General features: G+C 71.6%; 16 protein-coding genes and 3 tRNA genes. 10 read left to right on the top strand and 9 right to left on the bottom strand.

Features of this window, described 5'->3' with window-relative positions; all coding sequences use genetic code 11:
* Positions 1 to 153 precede the first annotated feature (153 nt).
* Both ACLBYB_RS08800 and ldtR read left to right on the top strand, forming a co-directional pair.
* Entirely contained in the window at positions 154 to 612 is a 459-nt protein-coding gene (locus tag ACLBYB_RS08800) for a DUF6163 family protein (protein ID WP_026604878.1), read from the top strand.
* A gap of 160 nt (positions 613 to 772) precedes the next feature.
* Positions 773 to 1285, top strand: coding sequence for a transcriptional regulator LdtR (ldtR, locus tag ACLBYB_RS08795; RefSeq protein WP_447698515.1), 513 nt, complete (start codon positions 773 to 775; stop codon positions 1283 to 1285).
* A gap of 9 nt (positions 1286 to 1294) precedes the next feature.
* Here the strand turns inward: ldtR and ACLBYB_RS08790 are convergent, their stop codons facing one another.
* Positions 1295 to 1897: an exopolysaccharide biosynthesis protein gene (locus ACLBYB_RS08790; RefSeq protein ID WP_267965786.1), complete on the bottom strand. Its 603-nt coding sequence runs from the start codon at positions 1895 to 1897 to the stop codon at positions 1295 to 1297.
* Between the two features lie 293 nt (positions 1898 to 2190).
* Between ACLBYB_RS08790 and bcsS the strand changes: the two genes are divergently transcribed.
* Positions 2191 to 2916: a cellulose biosynthesis protein BcsS gene (gene bcsS / locus ACLBYB_RS08785; protein ID WP_447698514.1), complete on the top strand. Its 726-nt coding sequence runs from the start codon at positions 2191 to 2193 to the stop codon at positions 2914 to 2916.
* Here bcsS and ACLBYB_RS08780 read toward each other — a convergent pair.
* Entirely contained in the window at positions 2883 to 4481 is a 1599-nt protein-coding gene (locus tag ACLBYB_RS08780) for a cryptochrome/photolyase family protein (protein ID WP_447698513.1), read from the bottom strand. The two genes, bcsS and ACLBYB_RS08780, sit on opposite strands and share 34 nt — an antisense overlap.
* A gap of 200 nt (positions 4482 to 4681) precedes the next feature.
* Here ACLBYB_RS08780 and ACLBYB_RS08775 point away from each other — a divergent pair, with 200 nt between their 5' ends.
* Both ACLBYB_RS08775 and ACLBYB_RS08770 read left to right on the top strand, forming a co-directional pair.
* Complete coding sequence (locus ACLBYB_RS08775; protein WP_091681999.1) at positions 4682 to 5545, top strand: formyltransferase family protein; 864 nt, start codon at positions 4682 to 4684, stop codon at positions 5543 to 5545.
* A gap of 82 nt (positions 5546 to 5627) precedes the next feature.
* Complete coding sequence (locus tag ACLBYB_RS08770; RefSeq protein WP_020092859.1) at positions 5628 to 5969, top strand: hypothetical protein; 342 nt, start codon at positions 5628 to 5630, stop codon at positions 5967 to 5969.
* Between the two features lie 16 nt (positions 5970 to 5985).
* On the opposite strand, the gene ACLBYB_RS08765 is transcribed toward ACLBYB_RS08770, so the two are convergent.
* Complete coding sequence (locus ACLBYB_RS08765; RefSeq protein ID WP_447698512.1) at positions 5986 to 7029, bottom strand: hypothetical protein; 1044 nt, start codon at positions 7027 to 7029, stop codon at positions 5986 to 5988.
* Positions 7030 to 7436: 407 nt separating this feature from the next.
* Here ACLBYB_RS08765 and ACLBYB_RS08760 point away from each other — a divergent pair, with 407 nt between their 5' ends.
* Positions 7437 to 7727: a PilZ domain-containing protein gene (locus ACLBYB_RS08760; protein WP_020092862.1), complete on the top strand. Its 291-nt coding sequence runs from the start codon at positions 7437 to 7439 to the stop codon at positions 7725 to 7727.
* Positions 7728 to 7745: 18 nt separating this feature from the next.
* On the opposite strand, the gene ACLBYB_RS08755 is transcribed toward ACLBYB_RS08760, so the two are convergent.
* On the bottom strand, positions 7746 to 7925 hold the full coding sequence (locus ACLBYB_RS08755) for a hypothetical protein (RefSeq protein WP_020092863.1): 180 nt from the start codon (positions 7923 to 7925) through the stop codon (positions 7746 to 7748).
* Positions 7926 to 8187: 262 nt separating this feature from the next.
* Between ACLBYB_RS08755 and ACLBYB_RS08750 the strand changes: the two genes are divergently transcribed.
* Positions 8188 to 9126, top strand: coding sequence for an alginate O-acetyltransferase AlgX-related protein (locus ACLBYB_RS08750; RefSeq protein WP_447698511.1), 939 nt, complete (start codon positions 8188 to 8190; stop codon positions 9124 to 9126).
* 73 nt (positions 9127 to 9199) lie between these two features.
* On the opposite strand, the gene ACLBYB_RS08745 is transcribed toward ACLBYB_RS08750, so the two are convergent.
* From ACLBYB_RS08745 to aroA, 4 genes are all read right to left on the bottom strand, one after another.
* The gene (locus tag ACLBYB_RS08745; protein WP_012322505.1) at positions 9200 to 9487 is read right to left on the bottom strand and encodes a hypothetical protein; all 288 of its coding nucleotides are present in this window, start codon (positions 9485 to 9487) and stop codon (positions 9200 to 9202) included.
* 116 nt (positions 9488 to 9603) lie between these two features.
* Positions 9604 to 9679: transfer RNA gene (locus ACLBYB_RS08740), tRNA-Lys, on the bottom strand.
* A 92-nt stretch (positions 9680 to 9771) separates the two neighbouring features.
* On the bottom strand, positions 9772 to 10410 hold the full coding sequence (gene cmk, locus ACLBYB_RS08735) for a (d)CMP kinase (protein WP_051123743.1): 639 nt from the start codon (positions 10408 to 10410) through the stop codon (positions 9772 to 9774).
* A 5-nt stretch (positions 10411 to 10415) separates the two neighbouring features.
* Positions 10416 to 11765 (bottom strand): 3-phosphoshikimate 1-carboxyvinyltransferase, encoded by a 1350-nt coding sequence (gene aroA, locus ACLBYB_RS08730; RefSeq protein ID WP_447698510.1) that lies wholly within the window; start codon positions 11763 to 11765, stop codon positions 10416 to 10418.
* Positions 11766 to 12032: 267 nt separating this feature from the next.
* Between aroA and ACLBYB_RS08725 the strand changes: the two genes are divergently transcribed.
* From ACLBYB_RS08725 to ACLBYB_RS08715, 3 genes are all read left to right on the top strand, one after another.
* Positions 12033 to 12419 (top strand): TIGR02300 family protein, encoded by a 387-nt coding sequence (locus ACLBYB_RS08725; protein ID WP_447698509.1) that lies wholly within the window; start codon positions 12033 to 12035, stop codon positions 12417 to 12419.
* A 153-nt stretch (positions 12420 to 12572) separates the two neighbouring features.
* Positions 12573 to 12648: transfer RNA gene (locus tag ACLBYB_RS08720), tRNA-Ala, on the top strand.
* A gap of 56 nt (positions 12649 to 12704) precedes the next feature.
* A tRNA-Ala gene (locus ACLBYB_RS08715) sits at positions 12705 to 12780 on the top strand.
* A gap of 236 nt (positions 12781 to 13016) precedes the next feature.
* Here ACLBYB_RS08715 and ACLBYB_RS08710 read toward each other — a convergent pair.
* A complete protein-coding gene (locus ACLBYB_RS08710) occupies positions 13017 to 13505 on the bottom strand; it encodes an Lrp/AsnC family transcriptional regulator (protein ID WP_020092868.1) in 489 nt (162 codons plus the stop codon).
* Positions 13506 to 13621: the final 116 nt, after the last annotated feature.

The raw sequence follows: 13621 nt of genomic DNA, 5'->3' as shown, positions 1-13621 counted from the left end.
GAGGCGATCGACTACCACACCGGGCCGGCGCAACGAAACCCGACCGTTGACGCCGGACGGCGGAACCGCTTCAACCCGGCGACCCCCGCCCGATCGATCAGGATCCCGGCCCTTCGCCATGAACCGGCCCCCACCATCCGCGAGCGCTCGATAGTGCCCAGCTACTTTCCGATCCGGCGCAGGACGCCGCGGCCGGGCGGCATCCCGAGCGACCGCATCGAGCGGGCGCAGGGCCCCGCGTCCGGCACGTGGGACACGGTGCTGATCTGGTTCATGCGGCTCACGGCCCTCGTCTGGCTGCTGAAGAGCGTCTTCGCCTGGGCGACCATCCTCGACGTCCTGCCGGGCGTGCGCCCCTTCGAGGCCGAGCCGTTCGGCCGCCAATCCGCGATCGTCTACTTCGCGGTGATCGACGCCGCGGCGGCGATCGGATTGTGGCTGACGAGCGCCTGGGGCGGCGTGATCTGGTTGCTCGCCGTCACGTCGGCGATGACGCTCGCTGTCCTGACACCGCAACTCTTGCCGTTATCGGTGCCGCTGCTCGTATTCGGAGGCTGTGTTGTGACGTTGTACTTCCTGCTGTCCTGGCTGGCCGCGCAGGAAGCACGGTGAACGAACCGTTCTTGTCTTCATTCAGTTTGTCTTTACCGCGAAGAGTAAATCGCGAATTCATCCTGTCGCTTAAATCGCCTTTCATTCCCGAGCCCTAGCTTAGCCATCATCAACGGCGCCGCATCCAACGGGTGCCGGATCATCGGATGGCGAGGCAGAGATGAAGACCCAGAACGCCCGAGTCGCGCAGATCGAGGCCCCCGAGGAAGCCGCCTCCACCAAGGGCTCCTACCTCGAGGCGCTGCACCTCGTGGAGCGTCTGCATCGCCGGCTGCTCGACGTGATCAAGGACGAGTTCGAGCGCCGCGGCCGCGAGGACGTCAACAGCGTCCAGGCGCTGCTCCTGTACAACATCGGCGACAAGGAGCTGACCGCGAGCGAGCTGCGGACCAAGGGCTACTACCTGGGCTCCAACGTCTCGTACAACGTGAAGAAGCTTGTCGAGGCCGGCTATCTCCACCACGCCCGCTCGAAGACCGACCGGCGCGCCGTCCGGATCAGCCTGACCGACAAGGGCCGCCAGGTCCACGAGATCATCCAGGGGCTCTACGACAAGCATGCCCGGACGATCACGCCGATCGGCGGGATCTCGGAGGAGGATTTCATTCGCCTGAACCAGGCCCTCACCCGTCTGGAGCGCTTCTGGACCGATCAGATCCGTTACCGCCTCTGAGGCGCGCCTTCAGAGGTTCAGCAGGCCGATGATCCCGGCGATCACCGCGTAGGCGAAGCCGGCGTTGATGGCGACGCCGAACATCCCGATCACGAGACCGCCCAGCACGACCAGACCGTCGCGCTCGACGAGACCGAGCCCGACCAGGCAGACGGCGAGACCCAGCGGGATCTGCCCGACGATGGGCGCGGCCACGATCAGCGCCAGCGCCAGGGCGAGCAGGACGATCCCCATGCCGCGCATGCCGAGCGCGGTCTCGAACACGCTGACGCGGGGGCGCGACCAGCGCTCCAGGCGGCGCAGGATCGGCACCGCGCGGGTGACGGCGCGCCGGACATCCGTCAGGGCGATCGAGCGGCCGAGGAGCATCCGCGGCAGCCACGGCGCCGACATCCCGGCGGCGATCTGGATCGCCACGAGGAGCAGGAGCAGGCCGCAGATCAGCGGGATCGGCGGCGGCATGGGCAGGCAGTTCGGCAGCCCGAGCAGGACCACGAGCAGCGCGAAGGCACGGTCCCGCAGGACCGCGACGATGTCGCCCACGGTGAGGCGCTCGCCCTCCTGGCTCGCCAGCACGGTGAGGACGTCCGACGTTCGTGCACCGGAGGTCAAGGATCTGCCAACCTTCGCTTTCCCGCGGGGGCTCTAGCCGAGAACATCTGGCACGCCAAGCACGGCAGATTCGCGACAGCGCGATGGCGCCCCGCGGGCGGACGCGCGGCGGACGGCTCGCGAAGTCCCGGCCAGCACAGCGCGCGCGCCGACGCACCTTTCCGAAGCAACCTCGTCCCTGCGACCCGAAGATCGGCGCGCGAATCCGACAATTCCGGGGGATCGCGAGCGGATCGCGATGAAACGCGGTTAATTTTCTCTTACCTTCGTCCGTAAACGTCGGAGGCTCGACTGTGCCGAACCAGCGCCCTCGCCCGAAGATCGCTGGACGCGCGCCCGTTCTCGCGGTTCTGCTCGCGGGACAGGCGGCCGTCTCGCACCCCGCCGGCGGCAGCGAGATCGACACGCTGCTGTTCGGCAGCCTCGACGCCGGCGGCGACACCTTCCTGACCGTCGGGGCGAAGGCCGGCCTCACCTCCCTCGCGCAGGACGGGTTCACCGCGCTGGCGAGCGTCGGTGGCGGGCGGCACGCGGAGTCCGGTCCGGACGGCCCCCGCACGCGCTACACGGTCGCCGCCGCCGCCCTGGCCGGGTACCAGTGGGTCTTCGACTGGGGCGCGGTCGCGGCCTTTGCCGGGCCCGAGATCGCGCGGGAGATGCTGATCGCGGGGCCGCTCTTCGACGCCCTGCCGACGCGCTTCGGGCTCCGGCTCCACGGCGAGGTCTGGGCGCGCCCGAGCGAGGCGACGCTGCTCCAGGCGAGCGCCATCGCGGGGTCGTCCCGCGACAGCCTGTGGGCGCGCCTCGCCTGGGGCTACCGGCTCTGGGAGACCTATCTGGGGCCCGAGGCCGCCCTCTACACGGACGGAACCGGCTACGCGAAGTGGAGCCTCGGCCTGCACGGGACCGACTTCGCCCTCGGCCGGTACAGCTTCCGCGCGTCGGCGGGCCTCCAGTCCGAGAGCGGCCGGGGCCGCGCCTGCCCCTACCTGAGCCTGTCCGTCTGGTCGCCCCTCTGATCGGCGCCCGGCCGGGCCTCGAGGGTGTCGAGGAACGCGGCCGCGTCGCGGCGGATCTCGGCGCGGCGCCTGTCGCCCAGCCCGCGGAGCGTCCGGTACGGCATGGCCATCCGCTGATTGCCCGCCAGCCGGTCCTCGTTCTCGATGAGGAAGTTCCAGTAGAGATAGTTGAACGGACACGCCTCCGGCCCGGCCTTGACCTTCACGTCGTACGCGCAGGACGCGCAGTAATCGGACATCCGGTCGATATAGGCGCCCGAGGCCGCGTAGGGCTTGGAGCCCATGACGCCGCCGTCGGCCCACAGCACCATGCCGTGGACGTTGGGCAGCTCGACCCACTCGTAGGCGTCCGCGAACACGATCAGGTACCATTCCTCGACCTGAGCCGGGTCGAGGCCGGCGATGAGGGCGAAGTTGCCGGTCACCATCAGGCGCTGGATGTGGTGGGCGTAGGCGTGGGCGCGCGTCTCGGCGACGACCTGCGCGACGCAGTTCAGCGCCGTCTCGCCGGACCAGTAGAACCACGGCAGGTCGCGGTCCGCGCCGAGGGCGTTGCTGTCGCGGTAGGCGGGCATCCGGGCCCAGTAGAGGCCGCGCACGTATTCCCGCCAGCCGAGGATCTGCCGGATGAAGCCCTCGACGCAGTGGAGTGGCGCCGCGCCGTCGCGGTAGGCGCGCTCGGCGGCCCAGCACACCTCCTCGGCGGTGAGCAGCCCGGCGTTGAGGGCGGGCGACAGGAGCGCGTGGTACAAGAACGGCGCGCCGGTCTTCATCGCGTCCTGATAGTCGCCGAAGGTCGGCAGGGCGTCGGCCAGGAAGTGCCGGAGCGCCGCGAGGGCGTCGGCCCGGGTCACCGGCCAGGAGAAGCCGGTGAGATCACCGAAATGGTCTCTGAACTCGGCCTCCACGAGGGCGATGACCGCGCGCGTGACGGAATCGGGCTGGAAACCGATCCGGTCCGGCGGACGATGCCCCCTGGGCAGGCGCTTGCGGTTCTCGGGGTCGTAGTTCCAGCGGCCGCCCGCGGGCTCGCCGTCGTCCATCAGGAGGCCGGTCCGGCGCCGCATGCCCCGGTAGAAGGTCTCCATCCGCAGGTGATGCCGGCCCTCCGCCCAGCGGGCGAAATCCTCCCGCGGGCACAGGAAGCGGTTGTCGGCGCGGATCTCGACCGGGATCGCCAGGGTCTCGCGCCAGTCCTGCATCATCTCCCAGACGCGCCACTCGCCCGGCTCGGTCACCACGACCCGCTCCGGCCGGTGGCGCGCCACGGCGCGCTCCAGCTCGCCGGTGAAGCTGCCGGTGTTGCCCGCGTCGGTCAGGCGCACGTACGCGACCGTGATGCCCTCCGCCTCCAGCTCGGCCGCGAAGTGGCGCATGGCGGCGAACAGGAAGGCGATCTTCTGCTTGTGGTGGCGGACATACGTCGCCTCGTCGCGGACCTCGACGATCAGGACGACGTCGCGCTCGGCGTCGAGGCCGACGAGGCTCGACACCCGGCGGGTCAGCTGATCGCCGAGGACGAAGCGCAGCGTTCCGGACGGGGCGGCGCGGCGTTTCCCGGCCATGCCTCAGACCTTCCCGTCCGGGGCGGAGCGGCCGCCATCCGCGGCGCGGCCGAACCCTCCGGTCCCGCCGTCGAAGATCACCCGAACCACGCCGTTCCCCCTTGCCACCGCCGCCGGCCCAATCAAGGTAGGCCCGGGGACGCGGCCGGGCAGGCGGCGGACCCGCGCCCTCCACGTGCACAAGGTCGCAGGCGGCAAGCATGAAGTTCGCGTTCGCCGGCATCGACTTCCTCGGCGGGGTCTTCGAGGGTCTGCTGGACGCCGGCTGGACGCCGGTGAAGCTGTTCACGCGCCCCTGCGACGGGGTCTACGACCACAACGAGGTCGTCGTCGCCCGCGCCCGGTCCCTGCGGCTGCCGATCCAGCTCTCGCGGATCCGCGAGCGGGACATCGAGGCGCTCCAGGCCGAGCACGGGCGCGACTGGGCACTCGTGGTGGCGGGCTATCCCTGGCTCATCAAGGGCTGGAAGGGCCGCGCCGCCTACGGCCTCAACTTCCACCCCTCTCCGCTCCCGACGGGCCGCGGCCCCTACCCGCTGTTCCGGGCCGTCCTCGACCGCTACGAGACCTGGGGCGTCACCGCGCACGTGCTCGCCGACGGGTTCGACACCGGCGATATCCTGGCGCAGGAGATCTTCGCCCTGAGCCCCCGCGAGAGCCACGAGACGCTGCTCGCCAAGTGCCAGATGGCGGCGCGCCGACTCGCCGCGGGCCCGCTGGGCCGCGACCTGCCCAACCGCTGGCGGCGCTCCGAGCCGCAGGGTGACGGCTCCTACTGGCCGCGCGCGACCGACGCCGACCGGACGCTCGACTTCCGGCAGGACGTCGAGACGGTCCTGCGCCGGGTGCGGGCCTTCGGCACGGTCGAGACGATCGCGCGGCTCGGCGATGCCCGGGTCTACGTGGCGGAGGCGCAGGGGTGGCAAGAGCGCCACGCGCACACGCCCGGAGCGGTGGTACACCGCCACCGCCGCCACGTCGTGGTGGCGGCCCTCGACGGGTACGTCCAGCTGACCCGCTGGTCGCCGGTTCCCCTCGCGGAGGCCGGGCAGATCGGCCGCTGACCGGCCCGTCCGGGAACCCGAACGCCGACCCCGATGTTTCCGGCGGCCCGGGCACTCCGCCGGGGCCCCACGGGAGCCCGCCATGTCGACCCGCGCCAGCCTCGCCGCAGCCCTCGGATTCGCCGCGCTGTTCACCGGCTCTGCCCTCGCGCAGGCGGTGATCGTCACGCCCGACGAGTTCGGCCCCGACGACGACGTCGTGGTGCGCGACTACATCGTGCGCCGGCCGGTGGGTCCGGGCCCGATCGTCGGATCGATCCCGCTGCGGCCCGGCAGCATCGTGCCGCCCGACGTGCGGCTCGCGCCCTTCACGGAGGCCCCGAACCCGCGCCTGCGCCGCTTCGGCTACTTCGTGGCGCCGGGCGACAAGATCGTGGTCGTCGATCCCGACACCCGCGCGGTGGTGCGCATCCTGGACCGCTGACGGCCGGCGGCGGCGCTCACCAGTCGCTGAGCACCGCGCGCTTCCAGCGGTCGGGCGCGACGCAGCGGTACTCGTAGGCCTCGTCCCAGGCGTGGTCGCCGGGGGTGCAGGGCGCGCGGCTGCTCGCGGGCGGTCGCGGCAGGCTCTCGCGGAGGGAAGCGGCCTCGATCTGCCCGTTGTCGCTCACGCGCATGACCGGCCCGGCCGCCGTGCCGTAGACCAGATCGCGCCCGTCGAAGCCGAGCCTGCGGGAGAAGCCGCCCTCGCGGTTGCCGTCGAGCCCGATCGCCTGCCCGGCCGCGAGCAGCATCGGGACGCCGGTGAAGCGCGCGGCGGCGGCGTCGATGCCGATGCCGTAGGTCCCCTCCCCCTGGAACGAGATCGCCCGGTCGGTGATGGAGCCGGTGAGGTTGCCCATCAGGATCCCGTAGCCGGTATGGGCGCCCGGAACGCCGCCGGTGGAGATCTGCAGTCCGACCCGCTGGCGGTTGCGGTCGGTGGTCGGCGACTGCGCCGAGACGTCGATCTCGGCGCCGATGCAGGATGCGACCGGATCGGCCTCGTCGGTCATGTCGACACAGTTGAAATTGCCGGCCCAGGAGGGCCCGACCGGCCCCAGCCCGTTGGGCTCCTTGAAGATCGTGCCGTTGACCGCGACGTTCTGCGCGCCGGTGCTCGCGAGGGCGCGGTTGTGCAGCTCGCCCGTGATCGTCCACTCGTAGCCGGCATTGTGCGGGCCGGTGGAGCCCAGCGCCCAGAGCGCCTTGTAGGTGTGGGTGGCCTCGCCCGACCCCTCCGGCACGTGCCGGTCGACCCGCAGCGTCGAGACCGGATCGAAGCCTTGGGGCCGGTTCCAGAGGAAGACGTGGCCGCCATCGAGGCCCATCACCCCGGTCCCCTGCACGCTGCGGGAGAAATTCGGCGGCCACGGCTGCGGTGCGGACGCCGGATCCGTCGCCGGCGCGGCGCGCGGCGGCTGTCCGGGCGCCTCGGCGGCCGCGACCGTCGGAACGCCGATCGCGAAGCACGCCATCAGGGCGGTGCCGGGGCGGATGCGCATGATCGTCTCCGGATATCCTCTCGGCGCGGCCTCGCCCAGGATCGCACTGGCAGAACCCGCCCGCGGGACCAGATAGGTTACAGCATCGCATCGGCGACGCCGGCCACGGGCGCCCGCGGATGCGGCACCCGCCGCGCCATGGGAGCGAGCCGATGACCGCCCTGCGATTCCTGCGCAATTGGTTCCTGGTGTCGATCCCGCTCGGCCTCCTGATCGGCCGGTTCATCAAGGCCGGCGAAGGGCCGCCGAGACGAGACCGGCGGTGATTACCGGAGACCGGTCCGATAGACAGAGCGCGACTCTCTATTCTGACGCTCGGATGTCGATCATCAATAACATGTTAGCGAATCCGGCGCATTTTTACTGATATCGCGCCATACCGGCCGACCAGGGCAGGAACTTCGGCCGTGTCCCGCAACGCCAGCACCCCTGCCGCCGTCGCGGAACGCCGGGCGACCGAGCGGAGACCCACCGCCCTGCTGGCCTTCGCCCAGCAACGGGACGGCGCGCGCTATCCCTGCCAGGTCATGAACATCTCCGATCGCGGCGCGATGCTGGAGTTCCTGGGTTCGCAGGCGGTGCTGCTGGAGGACGTGTTCGACCTCGTGCTGGCGAGCGCCGAGATGCGCTACGCGGTCCAGCTCGTCTGGCGGAAGGAGCGGACGGTCGGCGTCCTGTTCTGCGGCGAGGCCGTGTGAGAGGTCGACCCTGCGGGCTCAGACCGCGAGCGTCGCCATCAGCGTGAGCCCGACGGCCGGCAGCGCCAGCGCCAGGACCGCGAGGGTGTCGAGGGGTGCGGGCCGGCTTGCCGCGAGCCAGCGACGCTCGGCGAACTTCTCGGCCGCGAACCCGGACAGGACCAGGCCGCAGCCGACGAACGTGACAAGCGCGGACATGGGTCGACCCTTCTTCGCAACGCCGCGCCGTGTGATGCGCCTGGCGGGAGTACCCGCGGCGCGGCCATAAAGTTTCACCGCGGCGCGGATACGCCGGCGAAAGCGACGGCGCGCCGGGAACGCCGCCGGCGCGTTCCCGCCTCTCCCGGGGACGAAGGGGTTGCAATCCCGCGCGGATCCGTCGAGGCGGGAGCCCAGCGTCATCGACGGGATTGTCGCGGGCGGCGGGAGGCCGGAAGCTTTGAAGACGAGCGGCAACGGCGTGGCCGTCGGACACGATGGCTGGCTGTACTGGGTCGGACGCGCCCGCGAGGTCGAAGCCTTCTACGGCGACACCGCGACCTCGCGGCGGATCCTGAAGCGCTGGACGCGGCTCATCGGGCGGCGCGCGCGGCGCCTCGACGACCTCGGGATCCGGCACGTGCACACCGTCGTCCCCGACAAGCTCGCGATCTATCCGGACCTGCTCGGCCGCCCCTTCCCGGGGCTCGACGATCCGCCCGGGGTTCGGCTCGCCCGGCTGGTCGCCGGGGACAGCGGGGCCCCGATGGTCGACCTGCAGGCACCGCTGCTGGCGGCGCGGGCCGAGGAGCCCGTCTACCTGCGGACGGACACGCATTGGACCTACCGCGGCTACCTGACGGCGTACCGCGCGCTCTGCGAGGCCCTGGACGCGCCGGTGGCGGCGCACGTCTTCGCGGGGACCGGCGCGACCGAGCGCTTCACCTTCGACCTCGGCGAGAAGCTCGTCCCGCCGGTCGACGAGGCGTATGTCGCCTACGATTTCGCGCGCCGCGCGGCTCGGATCGACGCGAACGCCCTGGTGGCCGTGCGGGAATCCGGCCGGGCGGTGCGGCCGCGCGGACTGTTCGTCGGATCCCGCGTCGTCCTGAGGAACCCGGAAGCGCCAGATCGGCGCCGCGTGGTGCTGTTCGGCGATTCCTACATCTACAGCCCGGGCGCCCGGCTCACGGCGATGCTGGCGGAGACCTTCGCCGAGGTGCACGCGATCTGGTCGGCGAACATCGACTGGGCCTACGTCGAGGATGTCCGGCCCGACATCGTCGTCTTCGAGATCGCCGAGCGGTTCCTGCGGCAGGTTCCGAACGACCGGATCCGCATCGATCGCTTCGCGGCGTCGCGCGCGCGGCGGGCCGTCCGCCCGACGCTCCGGGAGCGGATCCGGCGCTGGCTGCGCTGAACCCGGCCGCTTCTAAAAGCGAGAGCCCCGCCGCGGTGGCGGCGGGGCTCTGCTCCCTCAGGTGCGCGGCGGCTCAGTAACCGCGGCCGTAATAGCCCGGGCCCCGGTCGAAGGCGCCCGCCGCGGCGGCGCCGGCGGCCGCGCCCGCGATGCCGAGACCGATGGCGGCCCCGGTCGACAGGCCGCGGTGACGGCGGTAGCCGAAATCGCGCCGGTGGCCGTAGCCGCGATCGTAGCCGCGGCCGTAGCCGTAGCCGTGGTGGCCGCCGTAGCCGTAGCCATAACCCTGCGCCTGGGCGCCGGTGGCGCCGAGCGCGCCGAGGGACAGGGTGACGGCGGAGATGAGAGCGAGCTTGCGCATCGGTGACTCCTTCGCAGTTGCGTTGGGACCCCAACCCAAAGCGCAACCAGGGGTTCCGATTTTCATGTGGGCAGGGCGCCGACCGCGCCGGATGTCAAAAGTGAGAATCGAGAATGTGGTGAGCGCGCTGGGACTCGAACCCAGGACCTACAGATTAAAAGTCCGTTGCTCTACCAGCTGAGCTACGCGCTCGCGTCCCGGGCCGCGCGGCGGCCCGTCGGGGACGGCGCGTCCGCAATAGGTGAGCGGGACCGGGGGGTCAACACGACGGAGGTGGACAACCCTCAGGCCGCGTCGCCGCGGGTCCGCTCCACGATGTCCCGGGCCTCGTCGAAGGCCGCGTCCGCGTCGAGCTCGGTGGTGTCGAGCCGGACCGCGTCCTCGGCCATGCGCAGGGGCGCGGCGCTGCGCGACGCGTCCCGGGCGTCGCGGGCCTCGATGTCGGCCAGGATCGCCGCGAAGGTCGCCGCCTCGCCGCGGCCGGCCAGCTCGCGGTGGCGACGGCGGGCACGCTCCTCGGACGAGGCGGTGATGAACAGCTTCACCGCGGCCTCGGGGCACACGACCGTGCCGATGTCGCGCCCGTCGAGCACTGCCCCCTGCGGGTCGGCGGCGAAGCGGCGCTGCCACGCGAGCAGTCCGGCGCGGACCTCCGGCACCGACGAGACGCGGGAGGCCGCCTCGCCCATCGCCCGCTCGCGCAGGCGCGGATCGTCGAGCCGACCGGCGTCGAGGGCCTGGGCCGCCCGCGCCGCGGCGGCGGCATCGTCCAGCGACAGGCCGGCATCGATCAGGGCGAGCGCCACCGCCCGGTAGAGGAGCCCGGTGTCGAGATGCGGCAGGCCGTAATGGTCGGCCAGACGCTTGGCGAGGGTACCCTTGCCGGACGCGGCCGGTCCGTCGATCGCGATGACGAGCGGCATGTCGGTCACGCCCCGATCTGGCCGCCGAGGGCCTGCATGGTCGGAAGGAAGCTCGGGAAGCTCGTGGCGATCATCGCGCCGTCATCCACCGTGACCGGGTTCCGCGCCGCGAGCCCCATCACCAGGAACGCCATGGCGATGCGGTGGTCGAGGTGGGTCGCCACCGTCCCGCCGCCCGGCGCCGCGGTGCCGTCGCCCTCGACCACGAGGTCGTCGCCCTCGACCGCGTGGCGGACGCCGTTGGCGGCGAGCCCGGCCGCCACGGCCGCGAGGCGGTCCGATTCCTTCACCCGCAGCTCGTGCAGGCCGTTCATCCGGGTCCGGCCCTCGGCGAAGCTCGCCGCCACCGCCAGCACCGGGTACTCGTCGATCATCGCGGGCGCCCGCTCGGCCGGAACGTCGACGCCGGTCAGGCGGCTCGCGCGCACGCGCAGGTCGGCTACGGTCTCGCCGCCCTCCTCCCGCTCGGCCACGCGCTCGATCTGCGCGCCCATCTCCAGGAGCGTCGTGATCAGCCCGATGCGCAGCGGGTTCATCATCACGCCCTCGATCACCACGTCGGAGCCGGGCACGATCAGCGCCGCCACCAGCGGGAACGCCGCCGAGGACGGGTCGGCCGGCACCACCACGTCGGTGCCGCGCAGGGTCGGCTGGCCCGTCAGCGCGACCTTGCGGCCGTGGCCGCCCGGACCGTGCGGCTCGACGCTGACCGCGGCGCCGAACAGGCGCAGCATCCGCTCGGTGTGGTCGCGGGTCGCAGCCGCCTCGATCACGGTCGTGACGCCGGGGGCGTTGAGGCCGGCGAGCAGGACCGCCGACTTGATCTGCGCGGAGGCCGCCGGGGTCTCGTAGGTGATCGGGATCGCCTCCCTGGGACCCCGCAGGGTCAGGGGCACGCGGCCGCCCTCGGCCTCGGCCAGGACCTGCGTGCCCATCCGGGTGAGCGGGTCGAGGATGCGGCGCATCGGCCGCGAGCGCAGGGAGGCGTCGCCGTCGAAGGTCGCGGTCACCGGCTGCCCGCCGACCACGCCCATCATCAGCCGCGAACCGGTGCCGGCATTGCCGAAATCGAGAACCTCGGCCGGGTCGCCGAGGCCGCCGATCCCGACGCCCCGGACCCGCCAGCTCCCGGCCCCGAGGCGCTCGACCCGTGCCCCGAGCGCCTTCGCGGCGGCGGCGGTGCGCAGGACGTCGTCGCCCTCCAGCAGGCCTTCGACCCGCGTCTCGCCCTGGCTGAGCAGGCCGAGGATCATCGACCGGTGCGAGATCGACTTGTCGCCGGGCGGGCGCAGGCGTCCGCGCAGCGGGGCGCCCGGCGCGGCGGTGAGGGGCTGGGGGGTCGAATCGTGCGACACGGGACGTCCGTTCGGGCTCTGAGACGTGGGCCTGGATCCGGCGCGTCGCGCGGCCCTGCCGCGGCGCTGCAATCGGACGGTGAAATCGCCGCGCCGTTAACACGGGCACCGCCCGCCGTCATCCATCCGCTGCCCGCGCCGATCCCGGCCGCCGCACGCGGGGGCGCGCCGCCCGAAACGCCCTGCGCGGGCTCGATTGACAGGCGCTTTCACCGCGACTAACGGGGCGCCTCTCCCGAGACAGTACTGACGACGAGGTGTCCGCCCGTGGCCCGACCGGAACTTGGCTTGAAGCGCCAGTGCATGAGCTGCGGCGCGAAGTTCTACGACCTCGCCCGCGATCCCGCGGTCTGCCCGAAATGCGGCGCGGTCTATCAGGCGGTGGCCACCTCCAGCCGTGCGGCCCCCCCGGCGCTGTCGCGGGGCCCGGCCAACTCCGACGATGAGGACGAGACGGACGAGAAGGGCCCGGAGATGGTCTCCCTCGACGAGGTCGAGGCCGCCGAGGACGACGCGGATCCGACGCCCGAGGACGACTCGGTCGAGGACGGGGAATCCTCCGACGACGATACCTTCCTGGAGGAAGAGGATTCTGGCGACGACGACGTCTCCGACCTGATCGACGGCGATATCGAGAACGACGAGGAGGGCTGAGGCGGCCTCCGTCTCTCCCGACCAAAAACCCCCGGCGGCAGCGAAAAAGGGGGTTGAGTCCGCGATGCGAGCCGCCTATAGAACCGGCCTCGCCGACCGCGACCCGGACCGGCGAGACCCCGCGATACCCAAACCGCGGTGGATGTAAAAAGTGGGGCCTTAGCTCAGCTGGGAGAGCGCTTCCATGGCATGGAAGAGGTCATCGGTTCGATCCCGTTAGGCTCCACCATCCCACCCTCGCGCGACGCGGCCCTGTCGGGGACGCGGACAGCGTTCTAAAAATATGGGGCCTTAGCTCAGCTGGGAGAGCGCTTCCATGGCATGGAAGAGGTCATCGGTTCGATCCCGTTAGGCTCCACCATTCCTCGCAGGCGCGACGCGGCCGTCCCGGCCTTCCGCGCCGTCAGGCAGATCCCCACAGCACCGTCCCTGCGCGCGCAGCGAAGCGATCCCGTCGGCGCGACGACTGAGGTCGCGCGGTCCTGAGTCACCACGCGTTGCTCGTGACGGCGGAGAGGACATCGCCCGAGGGTTTCAGGCGGAACCCGTCCCGGCCGACCAAGCCCGCATCGGGACTCCTCGCTGTATCAATCCGGCTCAGCGGGTCAGGTGACCGAGCGGCAGCGCGGTCGTGTACTTCACCTGCCCCAGGGCGAAGCTCGAGCGGATGTTGGCCACGCCGGGGATCCGTGTGAGGTGGTCGAGGACGAGCTTCTGGTACTGGCCCAGATCTTCGACCACGACGCGCAGCATGTAGTCGGCCTCGCCGCTCATCAGGTAGCACTCCATCACCTCCGGGCGGCTGCGCACCGCCTCGTCGAAGGCCTGGAGCGCGGCCTGGGTCTGCTTCTCCAGCGAGACGTGGACGAAGACGTTGACCGCGAGCCCGAGGCTCAGCGGGTCGACCACCGCCACGCAGCCGCGGATCACCCCCGCCTCCTTCAGGTCGTTGACGCGTCGCCAGCACGGCGACGTCGACAGGCCGACTCGCTCCGCGAGATCCGCGATGCTGATCTCGCTGTCCTGCTGCAGGCACTCGAGGATGCGCAGGCTCGCGGCGTCGAGGGCAGCCGGTCGGGCGGGCATGCGATCGGTCTCCGGTCTAGAGCCGCGTGCGCGGCCTGAGGGGCAGGATGCGGCATGTTTTGCCGCCTACAGCCCGTATCAGGGAATATCAATCCGCGAACCCCGGCATAGCGGCA

Source organism: Methylobacterium sp. D54C (assembly GCF_053345595.1).
The sequence above is the reverse complement of the archived record's forward strand: the minus strand, read 5'-3'. Positions and strand labels throughout refer to the sequence as shown.

Excerpts from the sequence above, each read along its gene's own strand:
- ACLBYB_RS08755 (WP_020092863.1), bottom strand. The coding sequence starts at position 7,925 with ATGTCCGCGCTTGTCACGTTCGTCGGCTGCGGCCTGGTCCTGTCCGGG.
- ACLBYB_RS08770 (WP_020092859.1), top strand. The coding sequence starts at position 5,628 with ATGTCGACCCGCGCCAGCCTCGCCGCAGCCCTCGGATTCGCCGCGCTG.
- ACLBYB_RS08745 (WP_012322505.1), bottom strand. The coding sequence starts at position 9,487 with ATGCGCAAGCTCGCTCTCATCTCCGCCGTCACCCTGTCCCTCGGCGCG.
- ACLBYB_RS08780 (WP_447698513.1), bottom strand. The coding sequence starts at position 4,481 with ATGGCCGGGAAACGCCGCGCCGCCCCGTCCGGAACGCTGCGCTTCGTC.
- ACLBYB_RS08710 (WP_020092868.1), bottom strand. The coding sequence starts at position 13,505 with ATGCCCGCCCGACCGGCTGCCCTCGACGCCGCGAGCCTGCGCATCCTC.
- cmk (WP_051123743.1), bottom strand. The coding sequence starts at position 10,410 with ATGCCGCTCGTCATCGCGATCGACGGACCGGCCGCGTCCGGCAAGGGT.
- ldtR (WP_447698515.1), top strand. The coding sequence starts at position 773 with ATGAAGACCCAGAACGCCCGAGTCGCGCAGATCGAGGCCCCCGAGGAA.
- ACLBYB_RS08765 (WP_447698512.1), bottom strand. The coding sequence starts at position 7,029 with ATGCGCATCCGCCCCGGCACCGCCCTGATGGCGTGCTTCGCGATCGGC.
- ACLBYB_RS08775 (WP_091681999.1), top strand. The coding sequence starts at position 4,682 with ATGAAGTTCGCGTTCGCCGGCATCGACTTCCTCGGCGGGGTCTTCGAG.